Source organism: Streptomyces sp. CAU 1734 (genome assembly GCF_039888735.1).
Taxonomy (GTDB): domain Bacteria; phylum Actinomycetota; class Actinomycetes; order Streptomycetales; family Streptomycetaceae; genus Streptomyces.
Genome location: NZ_JBDQQP010000018.1, coordinates 59,834 through 82,909, shown reverse-complemented (window position 1 = coordinate 82,909; position 23,076 = coordinate 59,834). Strand labels below are relative to the sequence as shown.

15 protein-coding genes are annotated in these 23,076 nt (G+C 72.8%); 1 reads left to right on the top strand and 14 read right to left on the bottom strand.

What is annotated here, in order from left to right; genetic code table 11:
• Nucleotides 1-2 precede the first annotated feature (2 nt).
• The 13 genes from AAFN69_RS29150 to AAFN69_RS29090 form a co-directional block, all read right to left on the bottom strand.
• The gene (locus tag AAFN69_RS29150; protein WP_347731855.1) at nucleotides 3-650 is read right to left on the bottom strand and encodes a PIG-L family deacetylase; all 648 of its coding nucleotides are present in this window, start codon (nucleotides 648-650) and stop codon (nucleotides 3-5) included.
• Nucleotides 647-1,444 carry a glucose-1-phosphate cytidylyltransferase gene (locus tag AAFN69_RS29145; RefSeq protein ID WP_347731854.1) on the bottom strand — a complete coding sequence of 266 codons (798 nt, stop codon included), beginning with the start codon at nucleotides 1,442-1,444 and terminating at the stop codon, nucleotides 647-649. Before AAFN69_RS29145 ends, AAFN69_RS29150 begins: the two co-directional genes overlap by 4 nt.
• Nucleotides 1,445-1,457: 13 nt before the next feature.
• Nucleotides 1,458-2,693 (bottom strand): class I SAM-dependent methyltransferase, encoded by a 1,236-nt coding sequence (locus AAFN69_RS29140; RefSeq protein WP_347731853.1) that lies wholly within the window; start codon nucleotides 2,691-2,693, stop codon nucleotides 1,458-1,460.
• The gene (locus tag AAFN69_RS29135; protein ID WP_347731852.1) at nucleotides 2,690-3,967 is read right to left on the bottom strand and encodes a glycosyltransferase; all 1,278 of its coding nucleotides are present in this window, start codon (nucleotides 3,965-3,967) and stop codon (nucleotides 2,690-2,692) included. Before AAFN69_RS29135 ends, AAFN69_RS29140 begins: the two co-directional genes overlap by 4 nt.
• 8 nt (nucleotides 3,968-3,975) lie before the next feature.
• Nucleotides 3,976-5,256 carry an O-antigen ligase domain-containing protein gene (locus AAFN69_RS29130; RefSeq protein WP_347731851.1) on the bottom strand — a complete coding sequence of 427 codons (1,281 nt, stop codon included), beginning with the start codon at nucleotides 5,254-5,256 and terminating at the stop codon, nucleotides 3,976-3,978.
• A gap of 101 nt (nucleotides 5,257-5,357) precedes the next feature.
• Entirely contained in the window at nucleotides 5,358-7,307 is a 1,950-nt protein-coding gene (locus AAFN69_RS29125) for an alginate lyase family protein (RefSeq protein WP_347731850.1), read from the bottom strand.
• Entirely contained in the window at nucleotides 7,304-9,484 is a 2,181-nt protein-coding gene (locus tag AAFN69_RS29120; RefSeq protein ID WP_347731849.1) for a bi-domain-containing oxidoreductase, read from the bottom strand. Before AAFN69_RS29120 ends, AAFN69_RS29125 begins: the two co-directional genes overlap by 4 nt.
• Nucleotides 9,485-9,511: 27 nt before the next feature.
• Nucleotides 9,512-11,440 carry an asparagine synthase (glutamine-hydrolyzing) gene (gene asnB, locus AAFN69_RS29115; RefSeq protein ID WP_347731848.1) on the bottom strand — a complete coding sequence of 643 codons (1,929 nt, stop codon included), beginning with the start codon at nucleotides 11,438-11,440 and terminating at the stop codon, nucleotides 9,512-9,514.
• A gap of 3 nt (nucleotides 11,441-11,443) precedes the next feature.
• Nucleotides 11,444-13,015, bottom strand: coding sequence for a Wzz/FepE/Etk N-terminal domain-containing protein (locus tag AAFN69_RS29110; protein WP_347731847.1), 1,572 nt, complete (start codon nucleotides 13,013-13,015; stop codon nucleotides 11,444-11,446).
• On the bottom strand, nucleotides 13,012-14,403 hold the full coding sequence (locus tag AAFN69_RS29105; RefSeq protein WP_347731846.1) for a Wzz/FepE/Etk N-terminal domain-containing protein: 1,392 nt from the start codon (nucleotides 14,401-14,403) through the stop codon (nucleotides 13,012-13,014). Before AAFN69_RS29105 ends, AAFN69_RS29110 begins: the two co-directional genes overlap by 4 nt.
• Nucleotides 14,400-15,689: a glycosyltransferase family 4 protein gene (locus tag AAFN69_RS29100; protein WP_347731845.1), complete on the bottom strand. Its 1,290-nt coding sequence runs from the start codon at nucleotides 15,687-15,689 to the stop codon at nucleotides 14,400-14,402. The genes AAFN69_RS29105 and AAFN69_RS29100 overlap by 4 nt, the downstream gene beginning before the upstream one ends.
• Nucleotides 15,646-16,971 carry a nucleotide sugar dehydrogenase gene (locus AAFN69_RS29095; RefSeq protein ID WP_347731844.1) on the bottom strand — a complete coding sequence of 442 codons (1,326 nt, stop codon included), beginning with the start codon at nucleotides 16,969-16,971 and terminating at the stop codon, nucleotides 15,646-15,648. The genes AAFN69_RS29100 and AAFN69_RS29095 overlap by 44 nt, the downstream gene beginning before the upstream one ends.
• Before the next feature lie 73 nt (nucleotides 16,972-17,044).
• The gene (locus AAFN69_RS29090) at nucleotides 17,045-18,523 is read right to left on the bottom strand and encodes a sugar transferase (RefSeq protein ID WP_347731843.1); all 1,479 of its coding nucleotides are present in this window, start codon (nucleotides 18,521-18,523) and stop codon (nucleotides 17,045-17,047) included.
• 1,168 nt (nucleotides 18,524-19,691) lie between these two features.
• On the opposite strand from AAFN69_RS29090, the gene AAFN69_RS29085 reads away from it, so the two are divergent.
• The gene (locus AAFN69_RS29085; protein WP_347731842.1) at nucleotides 19,692-20,750 is read left to right on the top strand and encodes an enoyl-CoA hydratase/isomerase family protein; all 1,059 of its coding nucleotides are present in this window, start codon (nucleotides 19,692-19,694) and stop codon (nucleotides 20,748-20,750) included.
• 72 nt (nucleotides 20,751-20,822) lie between these two features.
• Here AAFN69_RS29085 and AAFN69_RS29080 read toward each other — a convergent pair whose 3' ends face one another.
• Nucleotides 20,823-22,964 (bottom strand): SpoIIE family protein phosphatase, encoded by a 2,142-nt coding sequence (locus AAFN69_RS29080; protein ID WP_347731917.1) that lies wholly within the window; start codon nucleotides 22,962-22,964, stop codon nucleotides 20,823-20,825.
• Nucleotides 22,965-23,076: the final 112 nt, after the last annotated feature.

The following is a 23,076-nucleotide window of genomic DNA, read 5'->3' as shown; positions in this document are numbered from 1 at the left end:
GTTCATTCCCCCAGGTCGAGAGTTAGTTTGGTGACGGCGAACGCCTCGGCGTAGCGCTCCTGGCATTCGATGCCGCGGATCCGCGCGAGGCCGAGGAACGCCTCGCGGTCGTACCAGGGCCGGTGCCGCTGCGAGGGATAGTGCTCCTGGAGCAGCCGCACCTTGTCCTCGGCGGTCCCGGGCGAGAGCGGCTGATACGCCGACGGACGGCCGAGATCGCCGTCCCACTTGACGATCTCGTAGCCGAGCACGAGATGGTCGCGGAACGCGGTGGTCACCAGCTTCGCCAGCCCCCGGTGGTCCTGGTGCGCGTCGTCGGTGCGCGGGGCCAGTACGAGATCCGGATCGGTCCGCGTGCGCAGTTCCTCGACCGCGTCCTTGGCCTCCTCCCACCGGGCCGGCAGCCGGCCGTCGGGGAGTTTGAGCACGGTCAGCCGCAGATCGGCGCCCGGACAGAAGGCGCTGAGCGCGGCCCGCTCCTCCCGCTCCCGCTCGCCGCCCCCGCCGGAGAGCACCAGCGCGTCGACCCGGAGACCGGGCCGTGCGCGGCACATCGTCAGCAGGGTGCCGCCGGCGCCGATGGCGATGTCGTCGCAGTGCGCGCCCACCGCGGCGATCCGCTCCAGCGGTCCCGTCCCGAGCCGGATCACGCGGCCCCCGCCCCGGCGCCGTGCCGTTCCCACACGGCCCAGGGGCGGTCGCCCCGGGCATAGGCGGCGTCGAGCGCGGCCCGCTCCTTCACCGTGTCGGTCGGCTTCCAGAAGCCTCGGTGACGGTGTGCCACCAGCCGTCCGCGCTTGGCCAGTTGATGGCATCCGTCGGCGACCAGATCGCCGTTCTCCGGGATGTGGTCGAAGACCTCCTGGCGGAGCACGAAGTAGCCGCCGTTCTCCCACAGCGGCAGTTCGCTCACCGGGGTGATGCCTCCCACCAGACCGTCCTCGCCCAGGTCCACACAGTGGAACGAGGACTGCGGCGGCACCACCATCATCGAGGCGCCGGCGTCGCGCCGGGAGAACTGTTCGATCATCTCCGGCAGCGGGGCGTCGGTGAGCACATCGGCGTAGTTGGCGAGGAACATCTCGTCGCCGTCCAGATGCCGGCGCACCCGGCGCAGCCGCTCCCCGATCGGTGACTCGATACCGGTCTGCACAAAGGTGATCGTCCAGTCGGCGATGTCGGTGGAGAGCAGCTCCGTGCGGCCGTTGGCGAGCACGAAGTCGTTGGAGGTCGTCTCCTCGTAGTGGAGGAAATAGTCCTTGATGTGATGGGCGCCGTAGCCGAGGCACAGGATGAACTCCTTGTGCCCGAAGTGCGCGTAATAGCGCATGACGTGCCAGATCAGCGGCCGCGAGCCGACCATGGCCATGGGCTTGGGTATGTCGTCGGCCGCTCCGCTGCGCATGCGCAGTCCGTAGCCGCCGCAGAACAGGACGACCTTCATGCTGTGACCTCTTTCACGACGCGACCTCGACGATGCTGAGTTCCGGGATGGGGAAGACCAGCCGGCCGCCCCACTCGTGGACGAAGGCCAGCTGCTCGACCAGCTCGGCCCGCAGATTCCAGGGCAGGACGAGGACGTAGTCCGGCCGGTCGGCGGCTATCCGCTCGGGAGGGAGAATCGGGATGCGGGTGCCGGGGGTGAATCTGCCGTGCTTGTAGGGGTTGCGGTCGACCGTGTACGGGAGCAGGTCGGGCCGGATGCCGCAGTGGTTGAGCAGGGTGTTGCCCTTGCCCGGCGCGCCGTAGCCGACGACGGTCTCGCCTCGGTCGGCCGCCTCGACGAGGAACCGCAGCAGGTCCCGGCGCACCTTGGCCACCCGGGCGGAGAACTGGGTGTAGCCGGAGAGCTCCTGGAGGCCCGCGGCCTTCTCCCGGTCCAGCACCTCGGCCACCCGCCGGGCCGGCTCGCCGGCCGCCTCGGCCGGGCGGGCCCACAGCCGGATGGAACCGCCGTGGGTGGGCAGCAGTTCGACGTCCACCAGGGTGAGTCCGCCGCCGGCCAGCGCCCGGGCCGCGGAGGCGACCGTGTAGTACTGGAAGTGCTCGTGGTAGATCGTGTCGTACTGGTTCTCCTCGATCAGGGTCAGCAGATGCTGCACCTCGATGGAGACCCAGCCGTCGTCGGCGACCAGGGCGCGCAGCCCCCGGGTGAACCCGGTCACGTCGGGGATGTGCGCGTACACATTGTTGGCCACGACCAGATCCGCCGGGCCGTGCTCGGCGCGGACGGCCGAGCCGGTGGCCGGGTCCAGGAACTCCGTCAGTGTGGGAACGCCCGCCTCCCGCGCGGCGGCGCCGACATTCACCGACGGCTCGATGCCGAGGCAGCGGATCCCCCGGTCCACGAGGTGCTTCAGCAGATAGCCGTCGTTGCTCGCGACCTCGGTCACAAAGGAGTCGGGGCCGAGGTCCAGGCGTTCGACGGCGTCGGCGACGAAGGTGCGCGCATGCTCGACCCAGGAGGTCGAGTAGGAGGAGAAGTACGCGTACTGCGTGAAGGTCTCCTCCGGGGTGATCAGCGGAGGGATCTGCGCGAGCCAGCATTCGCCGCAGACGCGCAGATGCAGCGGGTAGGCCGGTTCCGGCAGGTCCAGTTGGTCCGCGGCGAGGAAGCTCTCGCACGGCGGAGTGGCTCCCAGGTCGACGACGCTGGTCAGCGCCGCCGAGCCGCAGAGTCGGCATCGTGTCATCTACTGCCCCCATCCCTGCCCGCGCGGGTGTCCCGCCGCGGGCCTGTGTTTCCGTCCCCTGTTGGCGACGGGCTCTCCCCGCCGCCGGACCGCGCCGCGATCACGGCGCGGTACCCCTCCACCAGGCGCTCCAGCCCGACTTCCGGGCTGAAACCCTGTTCGTAACGGATCCGGGCCGCCCGGCCCATCTCCCGATTGCGGGACCGGCCGGCCGTGATCAGGCGCAGGCGGTCCGCGAGCGAGCCGATGTCGCCCGGCCGGTGCAGCAGCCCGGTCACCCCGTCCTCGATGAGTTCGGTGAAGGCGCCGTGGCCGGCCGCGACGGCCGGCACCCCGGCCGCCATCGCCTCGGCGACCACCAGGCCGAAGGTCTCCAGTGCCGTCGAGGGAGCCACCACGGCGACCGAGCGCGCGATGGCCCGCCGGCACTCCCGCGGGTCGTACAGACCGGCGTAGCGCACATCGTCCCGGCCCGCCGCCCAGGCGCTCACCTCGCGCTCCAGCGGCCCGGCGCCGGCGATCACCAGCGGCACACCCACACCGCCGGCCGCGGCGATCTCGTCCCAGGCGGCCATGAGCTGCCCCACTCCCTTGGCCTCCGCGAGGCGGCCGAGGAAGAGCAGTTGTTCACCGTCGCCCTCGCGGCGGGCGCCGTGATCGGGCACGAAGTTGTGTTTCACCGCCAGCCGCTCGGGCGGCATGCCGGACCGCACCAGGATGTCGCGCTGGGCGGCGGAGATGCAGAAGAACCGCTCCACACCGGACCACCAGCGCCGCCGGTTGACGAGAAGACTCACCGCGAGCGGCACCGTCGCCGGCCGGGAGCCGCGGTAGCAGCCGTGCCGGATGGCGGGCAGCGAAGCGGGGGATCCCACGCACTCGGTGCACTCCCGGCCGTCCCGGTGCAGTGTGCCGGGCGGGCAGACCTGGGTGTAGTTGTGCAGCGTGGCCACGACGGGCACACCGGCGTCGGCGCAGCCGGCCAGCACCGCGGGCGACAGCAGCGGGAAGACATTGTGGACGTGCACCACATCGGGCCGCTCGGTGCGGAGCAGGGCGGCGAGTTCCTTGCGGACCGACGGATTCCACGGTACGAGGAGCGGCACCGCGACCTTGCCCGGCAGGGAACGGGCGGCGATGTCGTCACTGCGCCGCTCGAACAGCCCGACCCGGTGGCCGGCCGCCCGCAGCAGCTCCACCTCCTGGTCGACGACCATGTTCTCTCCGCTCGGCTGAGCCGAGGAGTAGCGATTGTGCACCACGAGGACGTGCATGTGTGCGGTCACCTCCGGTCCCGGGGCCATCCCGGGACACGTCGTCGAGGGGCTTCGGGCTTCGGAAGGGGCGTGGCCGCGGCGGGTGCCGCCAGCAGCGAGGCGGCCAGCGCCAGATGGAGCAGATACGGCGAGGCGTCGCCGAGGCCCGCCTCGGTGTAGGAGGAGATCGCGCAGTAGCTGATCAGGAAGATCGCGCAGGCCCTCGGCAGCGACGGCGGGCGCAGCAGCGCGACGCCGCCGAGCACGATGACCATCGCGGCCACCAGGGCGAGGCCGATCAGTCCCTGTTCCAGATAGACGGCGAGCCAGCTGTTGTCGATCGGCAGTCCGCCGAAGGACTTGTCGCCCAGGCCCACGCCGAACAGCTTCTCCGCGGTCGTCCGGGGCTCCGCCAGCAGGGCGTCCCAGACCTTGGCCCGGCCGGTGAGGCTGGAGAAGTGCTCCCGGCTCTGGCCGCGCAGGAACCACGCCTGGACCGCGGAGGCGAAACCGACGGCGGCCACCGCCGCGCACAGCACCGCCCAGGCGAAGAACCGGCGGGCGGCTGCGCTGGTCATGACGAGCGAGCCGATCGCCAGCGCCAGCCCGATGAGCATGCCCACCGTGGCGGTCCGGGTATGGGTCATCGCGAGCAGGACGAGTGACGGCACGATGATCACCGCCGCGCTGGTCCGGTCGGTGCGGCGGCCGATCAGGAGCAGCACGGTGAGCCCGATGATCACCGCGGAGTACTGGCCGATCTGCGGCGGGGTGAGCGGCCACAGCGCGCCGACCAGCCGCCCGCCGTAGAGCTCGGGCATGGCCGCGCCCGGCGAGATGACCAGCCCGGCGGCGGCGGTGGCGAGCACCGCGAAGTACAGCCGGATGTGGTGCCGGACGAAGGTCGGGCTCCCGTCCCACCAGCGGCTGAGCAGCCACAGGGTGCTGACGAAGAGAGTCAGCCGGGCACAGCGGAAGATCGCGCCGAAGCCGGACTCCAGGATCGCGCTGGAGATCACACTCGGCACCAGCAGCAGGGTGAGCAGGAAGACGAAGGCGCTGGGACGGATGCGCAGCCGGAGGTTGAGCGCGAGAGCCAGCGCGAACGCGGCGACCAGCGCGCCCATGGTGATCATCTGCATGAGGGAGCGGGGCAGCGTGATGATGGTCTTCGCCCCGGCGGAGCCGAGGGTGTTGAGGATCAGCAGTCCCCAGACGATCCCGGCCGTCCTCGGGGTGCCGGCGGCGGACGTGCCCGCCCTGTCCGCCGGCGCCGTCGGCGCTCCGTGCCCCGGTTCCCCGCTCATCGCGGCCACCGCCCCGTCTCCCGCCGCCGGGCCACGCGCGGCGGGCCCGGGGCGCGGGCGCCGGGGGTCCGTGGTCCGAGCTCGATCCCCACACCTCCTCCTCAGCCGTGGAACGCGAGCACGGTGGTGAACTCCCGCGCCCCGTCGGTGAATCCGGTGCCGACAAGGGTCGTGGCCGCCTCTTTGCGCCCGAAGCCGGCGGAGTACCAGCCCAGCGGCGGGCCCGTCTCGCCGCGGTGGGCCCGCCACTCCAGCTCGCCGGGGAGGTCGAGCACCGCGGAGCGGTCCTCGCCGTCCCGGGTCCAGGTGAGCCGCGCGCGATGGCCCGCCAGCTCCGCGGAGACCGCGGGACCGAGGTGGAAGGCCAGCCGAGCGGCCCGGCGCGGGCCGCGCACCTCGTCGGTCACCCGCAGCTCCCGGGTGGCCGCGGTCAGCTCCACCCGGCGGCGGTGCACGGAGCCCCGGTATCCGTCGTGCTCGGCGGACCAGCGGGCCGCGTCCGCGCCGGAGGTGTCCGCGGTCAGGACGCGGCTGCGGGCATGCCGGGTCCACAGGAAGGGGCCGCCGGAGACGGACTGGTCACCGCCGTCGAGTTCCAGGGTGTTGTGGCCGAGGGTGGACCGGAAGTACGTCCGCCACTCGGGCTGGCCGTGGTAGCAGAAGGTGCCCGGGTCGGCGAGGACATCGACCCCGTCGTGCCGGACCTCCACGGAGAGCGCGTCGGCGTGGGCGTGCGCGGCGATGGAGAGGAAGCCGTGCGGGCCGCCGTCGCAGCGGCACCAGATCCCGTCCGGGCCGCGCAGGATGGTGAGTCCCGCGTCGGCGAAGTGGGCCGGGCGCCTCGCCGGGCGGGCCGCGGCCGGTGCCGCGGGCCCGATGAGCGCGGCCAGCAGCGGGGTGCGCACATCGGCGGGGGTGACCTCGGGCCACCAGTCGAGCCGGCCGAACACGGCGTCCCCGGTGGCCAGCAGCGAGGCCCAGCGGTCGGTGCCCGCGCCGTCCACGACCAGGCCGTGTCCGTCGTCCGCGTCGCCCTGGCGCGGTGGCCGCAGCCGGCCGTCCACGACGGCGGCGAGCGCGTCGGTCATGCGCAGCAGCACCAGCCGGAGGGAGGCCGGGACCGGCACTCCGGCGGCGTCCGCCTCCGCCAGTGCGGCCAGGCCGAGCTCCAGTACGAGCCCGTGGTACTCGGTGGCCAGCTCGCGGTTGAGGCCGGAGCCGAAGGTGTTGGACCGCAGCCGGCGGTCCAGCGACCGCAGCGCGTCGGCCCGCCAGCGGGCCGACGAGGGGAACCATCCGAAGGCGCAGGCCGCGGCGAACTGCCCGGCGGCCTCGGCGACGATGTGGTTGTTCGCCGACGAGCCCCGGCTGGGGAAGGCGGCCAGCCAGCGCTGGTGGTGCCAGATCTGGTCGAGCGCCACCGGGTTCTCCTCGAACAGCCCGGCCGCGCCCGGCCAGCCGTCGAGCAGCCGGCGGATCCACACCCAGGAGAGCAGCCGGATGCCCAGCTCGATCCCGCTGATCCAGTGCACACCGCGCAGCGGCGGGTTGGCCGCCCACCACGAGCGCAGATGACCGGCGACCCGCTCGGCGTACCGGTCGTCGCCCGTGACCGCGTGGGCGGCGGCGAGCACGGTGAGGTACTGGTGCCGGGACGGCTCCCAGATCTGCTTGATGTCCCCGACCGCGCCCTCGCTCCGGTACGGCACGTCGAAGGCGTAGCCGTCCGGGGCCCGGCGGCCGGTCTTCGGGTCGTACCACCAGTCCGGGTCGGCCAGGTCGTCGCGGTCCACCCCGAAGAACCGGCCGTGCCCGGCCATCAGCCGGTCCGCCTCGGCGACGAGGAGTTTCGCGGCGTCCCCCGGCACCGCGGCGAGGGCGGCGGGGGGCAGGACGGCGGTGAACCGGGCACCGGTGACACGCGGGCGGTCCGGCGGCGCCGCACGCCACCGGCGCCTGCGCACGGTGTCGCCCACCCGGCCGCCGATCTCCCGAGGTCCCATCCGGGACAGCCGCCGCAGATACCAGCCCGGAGACGTGGTCCCGGTCATCGCGGCCCCGCCAGCGTCACCGGCGCGCCGCCGGCCAGGCCGGTCCGCACCGCGAGGGTGGCCGCCGTGGTGGCGACCAGCGACTCCAGCGGCACCGGCATCGGGCCGCCGGTCCGCACGGCGCCCAGGAAGGCGTCCAGTTCGGCGCGCTGGCCCTTGTCCCGGGCGCGGGAGAGCCGCGGGCTGCTCCACTTCGCGGGGCCGTGGACCGAGGCGCGGACGAAGTCGTCGAGCCGCAGCACCTTGCCGTCCGCGATCAGGTCCAGCGTCTCCTTGGGGAAGCCGCTCGATCCGGTGGTGACATAGCTGATGGTCGCGGTGGAGCCGTCCGGGTAGCCGAGGACGATCTGGAGGTCGTCGTTGCCGGGGGTGGCGACCGCGTACACCGAGACCGGATCGGCCCCGAGCAGCCGGCTCGCCGTGTCGATGAAGTGCCCGCCCTCGCCCTCGAAGCGGGTGCCCTCGGTGTCCTGCCGGAGGTACCAGCTGCCCCGGTCCAGCCGGCCGGCGTTGATGAGATAGCGCAGGCTCGCCGGGCCGGTGCGGGCGCCGAACCGCTTGTCCGCCTCCACCAGCAGCGGTGCGAACCGGCGGTTGAAGCCGACCTGGATCCGGTCGTTGCCGGACTCCTCCACCGCCGCGAGCACTCCGGCCAGCTCGTCCCCGGTGAGCGCCAGCGGCTTCTCCACGAAGACCGTCTTGCCGGCCAGCAGCGCCCTGCGGGTCAGTTCGGCATGCGAGCTGTGCCGGGTGACGACGAACACCGCGTCGACGGCGGGGTCGCCGAGCACCGCGTCGAGATCGGTGGTCGCCTCCGCGAAGCCGAACTTCCGCCGGGCGTTGACCGCGGAGAGCGCGGTCGTGGTGACGACCGAGGAGAGCTCGACGCCGTCGCGCCGGGCCAGATGCGGCAGCAGCATCGAGGTCGCGTAGTTCCCCGCGCCGATGAAGGCGAGCCGCACCGGCGCACCGGCGGGCCGGGCCGGGCCGGACGCCCCGCCGCCGCGCCGCACCTCGGGCACGGTCACCGCCGGGGCCCGCGTCTCCTCCTGCTGTTCCGGGTACCGGAACAGCACCGCCACGGCCTTCAGGTCCCCGTCCTTCAGGCGCTGGTAGGTCTCCACGGCGTCGTCGAAGTCGGCGATGTGGGAGATCAGCGGCTCCACGTCGACCCGGCCGGCCGCGAGGAGTCCGAGGAAGCAGGCCAGATTGCGGCGCTCGGTCCAGCGCACATAGCCGATCGGGTAGTCCCTCCCCTCCAGCTCGTACGCCGGGTCGTAGCGCCCGGGGCCGTACGAGCGGGAGAACCGGACGTCGAGCTCCTTCATGTAGTACGCGTTCCACGGCAGGTCCAGGCGGCACTTGCCGATGTCGACGACCCGGCCGCGGTCGCGGCTCAGCCGGGCGGCCAGCTCGACGGGCTGATTGCTGCCGCCGCCGGCGGCCAGATACACCTGGTCCACGCCGTGGCCGCCGGTGAGCTCGGCGACGGCGGCCTCCACGGCGGCGGACGCGGGGTCGCCGCAGGCCGCGGCGCCCAGACGGGCCGCGAGCTCGCAGCGGGCCGGGTCGGGGTCGGCACCGACGACGGTGACTCCCGAGGCGGCCAGCAGCTGCACCACCAGCTGCCCGATCAGTCCGAGACCGATGACCAGGGCCACGTCCCCGAGCTGTGACTCGCCGCGGCGCACGCCCTGAAGCGCGATCGACCCGACGGTGCCGAAGGCCGCGTGCCGGGGGGCGAGACCGTCCGGCACCGGTGTGTAGAGGTTCTTCGGCACCCAGTTCAGCTCGGCGTGGAGCGCATGCTCATTGCCGGCGCAGGCCACCAGGTCGCCGGCCTTCACATCGTCGATTCCGGTACCGACCCGCTCGACCACCCCGCAGAGCGAATAGCCCAGCGGTGTGTAGGAGTCGAGCTTGCCCATCACCTTGCGGTAGGTGGCGGGGACGCCGTTGGTGGCCACGCTCTGCATGACCTTGGCCACCTGGTCCGGCCGCGAACGGGCCTTGCCCAGCATCGACATGCCGGCCTCGGAGACCTTCATGAGCTCGGTCCCGGTGGAGATCAGCGAGTAGGCGGTGCGGACCAGCACACCGTCCGGCTTGCACCCCGGCACCGGCACGTCGAGCAGCGCCAGTTCACCGCTCTTGTAGTTCTGCACAACCTGTTTCAACCCGAGCTCCTCATTGTTTCCACGCTGTCAGGCCGCCCGGCTCCGGCCGGAGCCGGAGGTGGCGCCGCGATACCAGTACTCGAGAGTCAGCACATGCCACAGATGCTTGGAGTGGTCCCGGTGCCCGGCGGCGTCCTCGGCGACGAGCCGCTCCAGCGCCTCACGGCGCAGGAATCCGGAGCGCACGAGCACTCCGTCGTTGACCACCTCGCGCAGCAGCGGTGCCAGATCCCGGCTCATCCAGGCCCGCAGCGGGGCGCTGAAGAGGCCCTTGGGCCGGTAGACGATCTCCCGGGGCAGGATCGAGGTGGCCGCCTCCTTGAGCGCGGCCTTGCCCTGCCGTCCGACGATCTTGCGGTCGCCGGGCACGGTGAACGCCGCCCTGACCACCTCGACATCCACATACGGCACCCGCACCTCGGTCGACGCGGCCATGCTCGACCGGTCCGTGTAGGCGAGGTTCAGGCCCGGCAGGAACATCCGGGCGTCACCCAGGCACATGCGGTTGACGAAGTCGTCGAGGTCGTTGTCCCGGTAGATGTCCGCATGCTCGTCCAGTACGTCGTCGACCGTCCCGGCCAGATCCGGATTGATCAGGCCCAGCAGCTCGCCCCGGTCGTACATGGTGTAGCTGCGGCGGAACGCGGTCTCCTCCGGCAGTTCGGCGAAGGAGAGGAACCGCTTGGCGAAGCGCACCGACCGGTATCCCCGGCGGGAGGTGGCGACCGGCAGCCGGTCCACCGCCGCGACGACACCGCGCCGCAGGGGGCGCGGTACGCGCTGCCAGCGCAGTGCCAGCAGGTTGGCGACATGCTTGCGGTATCCGGCGAACAGCTCGTCGGCGCCCATCCCCGAGAGCATCACCTTGACCCCGGCCTCCCGGGCGGCCGAGCAGATCAGAAAGGTGTTGATGGCGGCCGGGTCGCCGATCGGCTCGTCCAGATGGTGTGTCATCCGGGGCAGCAGATCGAGCACGTCCGGCGCGATCTCGATCTCGTGCAGATCGACCCCGAACCGCTCGGCCACCTGCCGGGCGTAGCGCAGATCGTCCGGCATCGCCTCGAATCTGGCGTCCTCGGCCCGGAATCCGATCGTGTACGCGGAGATCCCGGGCCGGTGGCGGGCGGCCAGCGCGGTCAGCCAGCTGGAGTCCAGACCGCCGGAGAGGAAGGTGGCCACCGGCACGTCGGAGAGCAGATGGCGCCGGTTGGACTCCTCCACGACGGCGGCCAGGTCCGGCCGCTCACCGGCGCGGGCCCGCTCCCGGCCCTCGGCCGCGACGTCCCGGAGGTTCCAGTACCGGCCGCGCTGGACGCTGCCGTCGGGCCGGCACCGCAGCCAGCTCCCCGGGGGCAGTTTCTCCGCCTCGCGGTACGCGCAGCGCGAGTCCGGCACCCAGTAGTAGAGCAGCGAGGCGACCAGGGCCGCGTGGTCCACCTCCAGCGATCCGCCGGTCACGGCGGCGAGCGCCTTGAGCTCGGAGGCGAACATCAGGCCGGTGCCGCGCCGGAGCAGGAACAGCGGCTTGACGCCGAGCTGGTCCCGGGCGAGCACCAGGTCGCCGGTCCGCTCGTCGAAGACCGCGAAGGCGAACATGCCGCGCAGCCGGGGCAGACAGTCCGTGCCCCAGCGGCGCCACGCCTCCAGCAGCACCTCGGTGTCGGAGGTGCCCCGGAAGCGCACCCCGGCGGCGGCCAGCTCTGCGCGGAGTTCGGGCGCGTTGTACAGCTCGCCGTTGTACGTGAGGGCGAGGCCGCCGGAGACCATCGGCTGGGCGCCGGTCTCGGACAGGTCGATGATGGCCAGCCGGCGGTGCCCGAGGTGCACCTCACCGTCACCGGCGGGGTGGCTGTACCGGCCCGATCCGTCCGGGCCCCGGTGGGCGAGGACATCGGTGAGCCGGTCGGTCACGGCCTTTCCGTCCGGCCACTGGTAAGTGCCTGCGATGCCACACATGTTCTACCGTGCCTCCTGGTCGCTGTCCGGTACGAGGGCGGCCGGTATCGACGGCCGCTCCGTCCGCAGCTGGCTGGTGCCGTGCTGCCGGGCGGGCCGGTCCGCCCTCGGCTGGCCCGCGCCGTGCTGGCGGGCCGGCCGTTCGTGGGGGGCGCGCAGCGCGGTGTGCAGGCCGTCCCAGAGAGTGCCGTCGGTCCGGTCGCCCGGATCGGGGTCGATCAGCACCACACCGATCACCGCGATCCGCTGCTCCGCGAGCTGCCGGGCCACGGTGTGCAGCCAGGCGGCGCTGCCGTGTCCGGCCCGTACGACGAGCACGGTCCGGCCGCCGAGGTACTGGAGGTCCGTCCACGCCGTGCCGGGCGCGACCGAGCCGACGCCGAGTGTGCGGCCCTGGGCCGGCGCGGTCGCGGCGTGGTCGCCGGTGATCACGGCCGGGCCCCCCGGCTCCCGGCGCGTCCTGGTGAGTTCCCGGCCGGGCAGTCCGTCGATGACGGTGACCGGGCCCTCGGCCGCCAGCGCCCCGGCGACGTTCAGGGCGATCACACTCGCGCCGCGCGCACAGCCCAGTTCCAGCAGCGACACCGGTTCCGCGGAACCGCGCACGGTGCGCGCCAGGGTCGTGGTGAGGCGTTCGCGGGCCGCCCGGGTGCACCCGCGCTGCCACAGCCCGGGCGACCGGTGCGGCGAGCGGCGGAGCTCGGCGATGACCGAGGCGCCGAGATTGGCCGCGATCTCCCGGCGCAGTACGGGACGGTCGGCCACCGCCGTGCCGATCGCGGCCACCGCGAGCCCGAGGACCAGCCCGAGGACCAGCCCGATCGCGGCGTTGGTGACGGCGGTCCTCGGCAGTGAGCCGCGCACCGCGCGGGGGGCGTCCACGATCTGGGTGCCGGCGATGACCTGGGGTGTGCCGGTGCTCGCCTCCGCGGCACGCTGGTCGAATTCGGCGATCCGCGAATTGAGCTCGGCCCGGCGGGCGAAGAGCGACTCGGTGCTCGCCGACTCCTTCGGATCGCTCTCCGGAGTCCCCTTCCCGATCTCCTTGTTGACGCGGGTGAGCTCGGCCCGCATGCGGTCGCGCTGGTCGAGCAGGGACTTGGCCTCGGCCCGGGCGGATTCCCACATCCGCCGGACGTGGTCGGCGATGAAGGCGTCGGCGAGCGCGCCGGCCCGGGCCACCGCCTCCGCCTCGGTGCCGGCCGTCACATCGATCTGCATCAGGTTGTTGGTCAGGCCGGTGCCCCGGTACTCCTGGAGGAAGTCCTCGGGGTCGTCGGCGGACTTGAGGGATTTCAGGGCCATGCCGGCGATCCGTGTGGTCCCCAGCAGGGCGATGTCGGTGCGGATCAGGGTTCCGCTGTCGTTCGGCTGGTCCTCGCGGTGCGCGACGAGGACCTTGGTCATCGCGCTCGGCGGCGGCGGGAACAGCACCGCCAGCGCCGCGCCGGCCAGCAGCCCCACCAGCGCCATGACGGACCAGAGGCGGTGACGCCTGCGCACCGCCACCAACAGTGCCTGCAGGTCCAGCAGCGGCGTGGCCGCCGATGACTCCGCAGTCGTGCTCGTTGTCACACTGACTCTCCCGTCCCGGCGCCGCGAACCGCGAGCACCGGAGTGGCCTTCTCCGCAGGACGGCCGGCGGACCGCGCCGGGCGGGCCCGGACGGCGCCGGCGACGACGATGCCGACGACCTCGTGCCCGGCGTCCGTGCACGCCTCGGCGACACCGGCGAGCTCCCCCGCGGTCCAGTGGCCCGCGCTGAGCACGACCACGGCGCCGGATTCGGTGTCGCGGTCCGGCACCATCGGCCGGGACACCGGGACCTCCACCACCCGCAGGACGGGGTGTCCCCGGCCCGAGGAGTTCGGGGAGGGGTTGTTCCCGGCCTCGGCGACGAGCTGTCCGGCGGCCAGGCGCGCGGTCTCGTCGCCGTCCGGCACGATGACCAGGAGCCGCCGGGGGGCCGGTGCCCGGTCCCGGAGGCGGGCGCACACCCGGCGGTAGCGGATCCGCCGGTCGGCCTCGTCGCCGGATGTCCGCGGGGGCGGTGTGTCCCACGGGGTGTCGACGCCCAGCAGCCGGCGGAGCCGGGCCCGCGGGCCGCGGGCCCGGGGCCGGTGCGGGCGCCGTGCGCCGGGTACGTCGACGGTGCCGAGCAGCACCGAGCTCAGCGCCGCCGCGATCTCCGGTCCGGTGCGCGGCCGGCGAAGCACCCGTGCCGCGGTGAGATGGCCGATGACCGCGAGCAGGAAGAACAGCAGCGCTCCGGCGGCGATGAGGTGCACCCTCGTCGGCGGTGTCTCGCCGGCCGGGCGGGGCGCCGGGCCCATCACGACCAGCGCCGCCCTGCCGGAGGCCGGGTCCGCCTGGTCCAGCTTCTTCATGGCCTCCTCCAGCGCGGTGCGGAGTTTGGCGAGCCCGGTGCGGGCCTGCACGCTCTCCACGGTCCCGCCCGGATCGGCGGCGTCCGACAGGGCGGTGATGCGGCGGTCCGTCTCCACCATCCGCTTCCGCAGCGCCTCCGCCCCCTTGGCCGCCTCGGTCCGGTCGCTGTCGCCCGCGATCCTCGCGGTGAAGGTGACGAGCTGCCGTGCCACCCGGTCGGTGAGCTGCTGTGCGTGTTCCGGGGTGTCGGCGGTACCCGAGATCGTGATGATGTTGCCGTCGGCCGCCTTGGCGCTCACCCGGTCCCGCAGCTCCCCGGCGCCCGCCCAGCCGAGTGTGGCGGTCGCGCGGTCGACCACCGCCGAACTGGTCGCGATCTCCACCTGGGTCAGCAGTTCGCGCTCCTCCCACTGGCCCGGCAGCAGTACCGACGCCGAGGCCGTGTACCTCGGCGGGAACAGGACCGAGGTGCCGTAGCCGACGAGCGCGCCGACCACGGTGAGAACGGTGAGCAGCCGCCGTCGCCGGCGGAGAATCCGCCCGATCGTGACCAGGCGTATGGTGTCGTCGCTCAACGCCGCGGCCACTTCCCCGTCCGGGCCCGGCCGCCCGGCGCCACCGGGGCGCGGCCGCGGCAGGCGGCGGCGTAGGCGGCGAGCAGCGACGCCTGGGAGTTGGGCCAGGAGAGCCGGCCGGTGATCCGCTCCCGGCCGGTCCTGCCCATCCGGGCCCGTCTCTCCGGATCGTCCAGCAGCAGCGCGATGAGACCGGCGAATTCGGCCTCGTCGTTGGCGGGCGCGTAGAGGGCGGCGTCCCCGGCGGAGACCCGCGCCTCCCGGAGGTCGAAGGAGACGATCGGGCGGCCCATCGCCATGTACTCGAGGACCTTGTTCATGGTTGACACGTCATTGAGCGGATTGCGCGGGTCGGGGGAGAGACACACATCGGCGGTGGACAGATAGCGCACCAGATCGGCATCGGGTATTCGCCCGGTGAACTCCACCTGCTCCGAGAGCCCGAGCCGCCGGGAGAGCGCGACCATGGCGTCGAAGGCGTCCCCGGCGCCGACGAACACCGCATGCCAGTCGGTCCGCCCGAGCTCGTCGCGGAGTTTCGCGAGGGCGCGCAGGGCGTAGTCGACACCGTCCTGAGGGCCCATCACACCGAGGTAGCAGAGCAGATGGGGCTTGCCGCGCTTCAGCTCCGGCTCGGCGAGCACCGGCTGGAAGCGGTCGGTCTCGGGTGCGCTGCGCACCACGTAGACGTCCTCCGGCTTCCGGCCGCCGCGGCCGATCGCGACGTCCCGGTAGCTCTCGTTGGTGGCGAGCACGATGTCCGAGGCCCGGTAGGTCAGCCGTTCCAGCGCGCACACGGCGCGGTAGAGCAGGTCCTCGCCGCGGTCGAACCGGGAGAGGTACAGCTCGGGCACCAGGTCGTGCTGGTCGAAGACGAACCGCGCGCCGCGCCGCTTGAGCCAGAGGGCCGGCAGGAACAGCAGGTCGGGCGGGTTGCAGGCATGGACCACATCGACCGGGCCGACCCTGCGGGCCAGCCGGGCGGTGTGCCAGAGCGCCGTGCCGTACTCGCGGAGATAGCCGGCGGGCCCGCCGGTGGCCGCGCGCAGCGGGTAGCGGTGGATCCGCACCCCGTCGATCTCGGCCTCCGGCTCGGTGTCCCGCTTGGTCCCCTGCGGGCAGATGACGTGCACCTCCCAGCCCGCGTCGCGCAGTGTCCTGCACTCCTGCCACACCCGTCGGTCGAACGGCACCGAGAGGTTCTCCACCAGAATCAGCGCACGCCGGCCGGCGCCGCTCGCGTCACCAGGCAAGGCCCATGTACCCCGGTTCGGCCCGGCGCGCATCGGCGTCGGGGAGGCGGATGAGATCGATGAGCACCGGCCCGTCGCCGTGCGGCAGCGCCGACAGCACATCCGGATCGCTGGTGCCGACGAGGCACACCTCGGCATGTTCCAGCACCTCTTCGACGGAGTCGGCGAGGAGCTGCGCGAGGTGCGGGAGCCGGGTCTCGATGTACTCGCGGTTCGCGCCGAGCAGCCGGGAGAGGCTCACATTGGCGTCGTAGATCCGCAGGTCGTAGCCCTTGCCCAGCAGCCGCTCCGCCAGCTCGACGAGCGGGCTCTCGCGGAGGTCGTCGGTGCCGGGTTTGAAGGACAGTCCGAAGAGGCCGGCCCGGCGCTTGCCGGTGCGCTCGACCATCTCCACCGCGCGCTGGAGATGCGCGGAGTTGGAGGGGAGCACATGGGCGAGGATGGGTACCGAGACATCGGCCCGGTGTGCCGCGTGGACCAGGCTGCGCAGATCCTTGGGCAGGCAGGAGCCGCCGAAGGCGAAGCCGGGCCGCAGATAGGCGGGGCTGATGTTGAGTTTGCGGTCCGCCAGGAACACATCCATCACCTGGTGCGAGTCCACCCCGAGCGCCTGGTACACCGCGCCCAGTTCGTTCGCGAAGCCGATCTTGAGGCCGTGGAAGGCGTTGTCCGCGTACTTGATCGCCTCGGCCGTGGGGACCGGCACCCGGAACACCTCACCGGGCACCGTCTCGTACAGCGCGGCCACCGCATCGCCGCTGGCCGGGTCGAGTTCGCCGATGACCGTCTTGGGCGGGTCGAAGAAGTCCCGCACACTGGTGCCCTCGCGCAGGAACTCCGGATTGACCGCGACTCCGAAGTCCACCCCGGCGGTGCCGCCGGCGTACTTCTCCAGGATCGGCACCAGCAGTTTGAGGCAGGTGCCCGGGAGCATGGTGCTGCGGAAGACGACGGTGTGCCGCCCGCCCCGCCCGCCCCGCTCGGCCAGTACGGTGCCGATCTCCTCGGCGACCCGCTCCAGATAGGTGGTGCACAGACTGCCGTTGGGCTCCGACGGCGTGCCCACACAGACCAGCGACACCTCACTGTTCATGATCGCCTCGCGGATGTCGCCGGTGGCGCGTAACGCCCCGGTCCGCACGACGTCGGCGATGAGCTCGCCGATCCGTTCCTCGACCACCGGGGCCCTGCCGTCGTTGACCAGGTCCGCCTTCACCTGGTTCACGTCCACGCCGATGACCTCGTGGCCCATGCTCGCCAGGCACGCGGCCGACACACAGCCCACGTAGCCGAGCCCGAAAACGCTTACCCTCATGACCCGTCCCTCCCCCCAGGCAGGCCCTCGCGGCCCGCGGTCCGTGTACCGGCCGGATGGCGGTTCCCGCGCATCAGTAGGCCCCCTGCCCGTGGACCACCGCACGCAGCGTCTTCCAAAGAATCACCGTGTCCAGGGCGAGCGACCAGTCCTCCACGTACCGCAGGTCCAGCCGCACCGCCTCCTCCCACGGCAGGTCGCTGCGTCCGCTGATCTGCCACAGGCCGGTGAGTCCCGGCTTGACCAGCAGCCGGCGCCGGATGTCCGGGTCGTACGCGGCGGACTCCTCCGGCAGCGGGGGCCGCGGGCCGACCAGCGACATCGATCCGGTGAGCACATTGAAGAGCTGCGGGAGTTCGTCGACGGAGTACCGGCGCAGCACCGCTCCCACCCGGGTGACCCGCGGATCGCGGCGGAGCTTGAACAGCAGCCCGGCCCCCTCATTGCGGTCGGCGAGCGCGTCCCGTGCCCGGTCGGCCCCGGTGACCATGGTGCGGAATTTGAGAATGGTGAACTCGCGTCCGTCCTTGCCGACCCTGCGCTGGCGGTAGAACGCCCCGCCCCGGCTGTCCATCAGCACGAGCAGTCCGGTGACCACCATCAGCGGCGCGAACACCATCAGCAGGATCGCCGCGCCCATCCGGTCGACGACCTCCTTGACGACCCGGCGGCCGCCGCTGAAGGTCGGCATGCTGACCCGCAGCAGCGGGATCCCGAGCACCGCGTCGACGTGCAGCCGCGGTCCGGCGACTTCCATCAGTACGGGGGCCACGACCATCTCGGCGTCGCTGCCCTCCAGATTCCAGGCCAGCCGCTGGAGCCGGTCCGGTGACCAGTGCGGGTCGGGGGTGACGGCGACGACGCGGTAGCCGTCGCGGCGGACATGGTTGGCGACGTCCGCCAGCCGGCCCACCACCGGCACTCCGTCCATCAGGTCACCGTCGAGTCCGGGTCCGCCGGTGGTGCACACCGCGTCCACCCGCCAGCCGAGGTGAGGGGATTTGCGGGCCCTGGTGATGAGGTCGCGCACGGTGGCCGGGCTCCCGGCGGCGAGCACCGGTCTCAGGCACTCCCCGTCCTTGCGCTGCCGGTGCAGCCGGAGGCGGAGCAGATATCGCGCGGTCATGGTGACGAGCGCGATGGCGGGGATGGCGACGAAGATCCAGAGTTTGATGTTCCGCGAGGTGAGGGCGATCCCGCCGAGCGCGAGGACGACGGCCGCCATGAAGAGTGAGCGTCCGAGCCGGCGGAACTCCTCGGCGCCCTGGCCGAGTACGACCGGGGCCCACGACCGGCTCACCGCGAGCGCTCCCAGCACCAGCAGTTCGGTGCCGAAGGCCAGTATTCCCCACTTCTCGTGCCAGTTGGCCGCGTCCCGGGCTCCGAAGAAGCTGCCTATCGCCCCCACCACGAAGGCGGTGGCCACCATGTCGCTGGTGATCACGGTACGGCGGTACCGCTCCTCCCAGTCGGTCGCGGGCCGGCCGATCGTCCCGTTCGCCAACTGCCCGCGTGTCGACGGAAACGGGTTGTATAACTCCCCCTGCTGCACAGAACCCCCCAGGTCCCCAGCGGTTCGACGTGTTCGCCCAACACTGTTGCTCCCCTCGGGAGGCCCCCGCCCTCCCGCGCCGCGCTGTTCCGCCCCGGAGGCGACCGCGCAGGGCAGGCCGATCCGCCGGCGCTGCTTGAACACACCTCACCGCGGCGGCGCGGACGGGAATGTCCTGCCGGCCTCTGGACGTGCGCGCGGGAACCCGCTGATACCCCGGATGCTCCCCGCACCCGGGGCCCCCTCCGGGGCTCCGAGAATTGATCACCCCCTCGGCATGCGCCGGGAGGCGGTCACTGACTTTCGATGGCGCCGAACTTGAAGATCATTAATGTTCGCTTCACGCCCGAACAGCTGAAGCACGGTCAATCTAGACCATCGGCGCGGGTATGGAGAGGGAATGTGTGCAACTTGTGCTCAAGCTTTGGGAGCGGATTCACCAACCGCCCCCCTCACAGAGGTGAATTGACGGCGCGGAAGTACCTTGTGACCTGTGACGCAGGGAGTTCCCGGGGACTTTGGGCGCCGACGGAACCGGAGGCGTTCCGACGCCACCCGGAGGACCGCGCACCGGCCCTGCGACCGAAGTACCGCGGTGGAGCTCCGGCGGCCCGGGGAACCTCAACAGGCCATGGCACACGCGGAGTTCGGCCGGACATCCCGCGAAGGGCAGCTGACGGGAGGCCGCCGCCGGTGCCCGGGGCAGCGGGATCCGGTCGAACGGGTCACAGAAGACTCCGACTGGCGAAACATTCACGCCAATTGCGATCAACCGGTGCCCGGTATTGACCGAGTGGCGACTCTCTGATGAAAACTGGCCGGAAATGCACTGTGACATCCCGGCATGCAATTCGGCACGCCGCCCGGAGAGCGCGAGGCGTGTCCCGCGGCGGCCCGGCCGAATTGATCAAGGCACCGGCCATTGCGCTTTCACTTCCGTCCCATAAAGCCCGGCCGCACCGGGCTCGGCGGCACACCCGGGGCATTCCCGGCCCGGTCCACGCGATGCTCTCGCGCCGATCCCGCTGCTTCCGCCACCGAAGGCGAAGATCACCGCGGACCGGTTCACCGCGGGGCACCGCCCCGGCCGATCCCTGCGCGAAGCGGCCCGACGCGCCGGTGCGCGAGGATGGGCCGGGAGAGATCCGTACCCGGGAAGGAACCGCCGATGACCACCGACGCACCCGATTCCGTCCTGCTGCGCACCCGGGGGCACGCCGGATACATCACGCTCAACCGCCCGCGCGCGCTCAACGCCCTCACCCATGAGATGGTCCGGACGATCGACGCGGCCCTCACCGCCTGGGAGCACGACGACCGGGTACGGGTGGTGGTGCTCGCCGGCGCCGGCGAGCGGGGGCTCTGCGCGGGCGGTGACATCCGGGCCATTCACGCGGACGCCGTCGCGGGCGGTGACGCCGCACCGGCCTTCTGGCGGGACGAGTACCGGCTCAATGCCCGGATCGCGCGCTTCCCCAAGCCCTGGGCGGCCCTGATGGACGGCATCGTGATGGGCGGCGGTGTGGGGGTGTCGGCACACGGCTCGGTGCGGATCGTCACCGAGCGCTCGTCCGTCGCGATGCCGGAGACCGGTATCGGCTTCGTCCCGGACGTCGGCGGTACGCATCTGCTGGCCCGGGCGCCGGGCGAACTCGGCACCCTCCTCGCGCTGACGGGGCTGCCGGTGGGCGCAGCCGACGCCGTGCTGTGCGGTCTCGCGGATCACTTCGTGCCCTCCGGGCGGCTGGCGGGGTTCGCTTCGGCGCTCGCCGGCGGGACGGTCGGGGAGGCGCTGCGCGCGTACGCGTCCGTCGCACCCGGGGGCGAACTGGCCGCGCGCCGGGAGTGGATCGACGAGTGCTGTGCGGGGGATTCGGTGGAGGACATCGTGGCCCGGCTGCTCGGCCGCGGCGATCCGGCGGCGAAGGAGGCCGCCGGGACGATCCTCCGCAGGTCGCCCACCTCGCTGAAGGTCACTCTCGCCGCGCTGCGCCGGGCGCGGGCGCTCGGTTCGCTGGAGGCGGTGCTCGACCAGGAGTACCGGGTGTCCTGTGCCGCCTTCCGCGGACCGGATCTGATCGAGGGGGTGCGGGCGCAGGTCATCGACAAGGACCGCCGGCCGCGCTGGTCGCCGGCGGAGCTCTCGGAGGTGACGGCGGCGGATGTGGAGCGGTTCTTCGCGCCGCTGGGCGATCGGGAGCTCGGGCTGTCGTCCGCCGGCGGCTGAGCGGGCCGCCCGGCGGGCGCGGAGGAGCGGCGGCGGCGAGTCGCCGCGACAGCGCGACAGCGGATCGGCGACTCACCGGGTCGGGCGCAGAAGCAGCAGCGCGGTGTCGTCACCGCGCCGGCCGCCGGCGTCGACCGGCCCGATCAGCGTGTCCGCGACCGTCTCCAGGGAGCCGTCCGCCGCGCCGGCGAACCGCCGCGCCAGTGCCGCCAGCGAATCGTCCATGTCGACCCCGGGGGTCTCGATCAGCCCGTCGGTGTAGAGGGCGAGGACCGACCCGGGCCGCAGCGGTACGGCGGTGGTCGGATACACCGCGGCCCGGTCGACGCCCAGCAGCGGGCCGCCCGGGAGGTCCAGGACGCGGACCGTGCCGTCCGGCCCGCGCAGCAGCGGCTGCGGGTGTCCGGCGCGGGCGAGGAGCACGCGGCGGGCGGGGAGGTCGAGATGGAGATAGAGGCAGGAGGCCAGGAGCTCCACATCGAGGTCGATCAGCAGCCGGTTGGTGGACTCCAGCACCTGGCCGGGCCGCTGGCCGACCGCCGTGTAGGCGCGCACGGCGGTGCGCACCTGGCCCATCAGCCCGGCGGCGGTCACATTGTGCCCCTGGATGTCCCCGATGACGGCGGCGGCCGAGGGGGCGGATCCCGGGGCGGGGGTGATGGGCGCGGTGGGGACCAGATCGTAGAAGTCGCCGCCGATGTCCATGCCCTGGGTGCCCGGCAGATAGCGCGCGGCCACCTCCAGACCGGCGAGCGCGGGCAGTGAGTGCGGCAGCAGCGCTGACTGGAGTCCCTGTGCGAGGCGGTGTTCGGCGTCGTACAGCCTGGCGCGTTCCAGGGCCTGGGCGATCAGCCCGCCGAGGCCGGTGAGAACGGCGCGCTCCTCGGCGGTGAAGCGGTGTTCGGCGGCGAAGCCGAGGACACAGGCGCCGACGGGGCGCCCGGAGGCGATCAGCGGGAGATAGGCCCAGGCGGCCATTCCGTCCGGGGTGACGGCCCGGGCGGGGTAGACGCCCTCCAGCTCCGCGCGTGATTCGAAGAAGGAGGGCACTCCGGTGACCAGGGTCCGGGCGCCGGGGGTGTGGGCGGCGAGCGGCAGGCCGTCGAAGCGCTCGGCCGTTCGGGGGTCCCGGTAGCCGCGGTGGCCGAGCACCCGGAGCCGGCCGTGTTCGGAGGTGAGGATCGCCAGTGCGCTGCCGCCGAGGTTCGGCAGGATCTCGTCCGCGACCAGGGCGATCACATCGGAGACGGTGACGGCCTCGGTCAGGGCGATGGCCAGATTGGCGATGTGGGAGATGGTGACCAGCCGGCCCCCGTGTTCGGGCCGGGTGCCGTCCCGGGGGGCGTGCGCGGGACGGCCGGCGGGGGTGATGTGGACGCTGACACCGCTGCGGGTGGGGTGCAGCAGAAAGGTGAGCCACTCCCGGGGCGGTCGCCGCGCCGTGAAGGAGGTGGTGCGCTGCGTCATCATGGCCGCGCGGTGGCGCTCCTCGTACGCGGGGTTGTCCAGCCAGGGGACGGCGCTCCACAACGGCCGGCCGGTCAGCCGGGGGACGGGAACGCCGAGGAGTTCCCCGGTGGCGGGGTTGGCGTAGGTGACGCGTCCGTTCACATCGAGCGCGCACATGCCGTCGGGGACCCGGGCGAGCAGATTCTGTGCCTCGACCCCCTCGGTCCGGAACACACCGGCGCCGGGGCGGGGGAAGTCGCCGGTTTCGGCTGTCGCGTCCGCACCGGCGGCGAAGGGCGCTGCCGCCGTGTCCGGAAGGCCGGGGAAGCCCTCGCCGGGGACGACGGGGGTGCCCAGCTCGGCGGCGCGGCGCAGCCGCCGGGCGAGCCGGTCGCAGGCTGAGGTGAGGTGGGTGCGCTCGGTCTCGGTGAGCTCGCCGGAGTGGGAGGCGGGCCAGGTGACGTAGGCGGCGCCGTACACGGTTCCGGCGGTGGCGACGGGCAGGGCGGCCAGGCAGTACTGGTAGGGCAGCACGACCGCGATACGGGGGTAGCGGCGGGCCATCTCCGCCTCGCCGGGGACCCAGACGATCCGCCCCTCCCGCACCGCTTCGGCGACGGGGATGGGAGAGGTGACGGAGACCCGTTCCCAGGGCGCGGAGAAGGCCCGGGGCAGTCCGGCCTTGGCGGTCATTTCGAGGATCTGCCCGCTGTCGCCGTGCCGGAGCAGATAAAGGGCGCCGGAGTGGGCGTGCACCACGTCCATCAGGGCGGCGAGGGCAAGGGAGAGCAGGGGCACGGTGCCCTCGCCCCCGCTGCCCGGCGCTGCCGGCCCGGAGGTCTGCGGCCCGGTCACGGCCAACCACCACCTCCTCCGC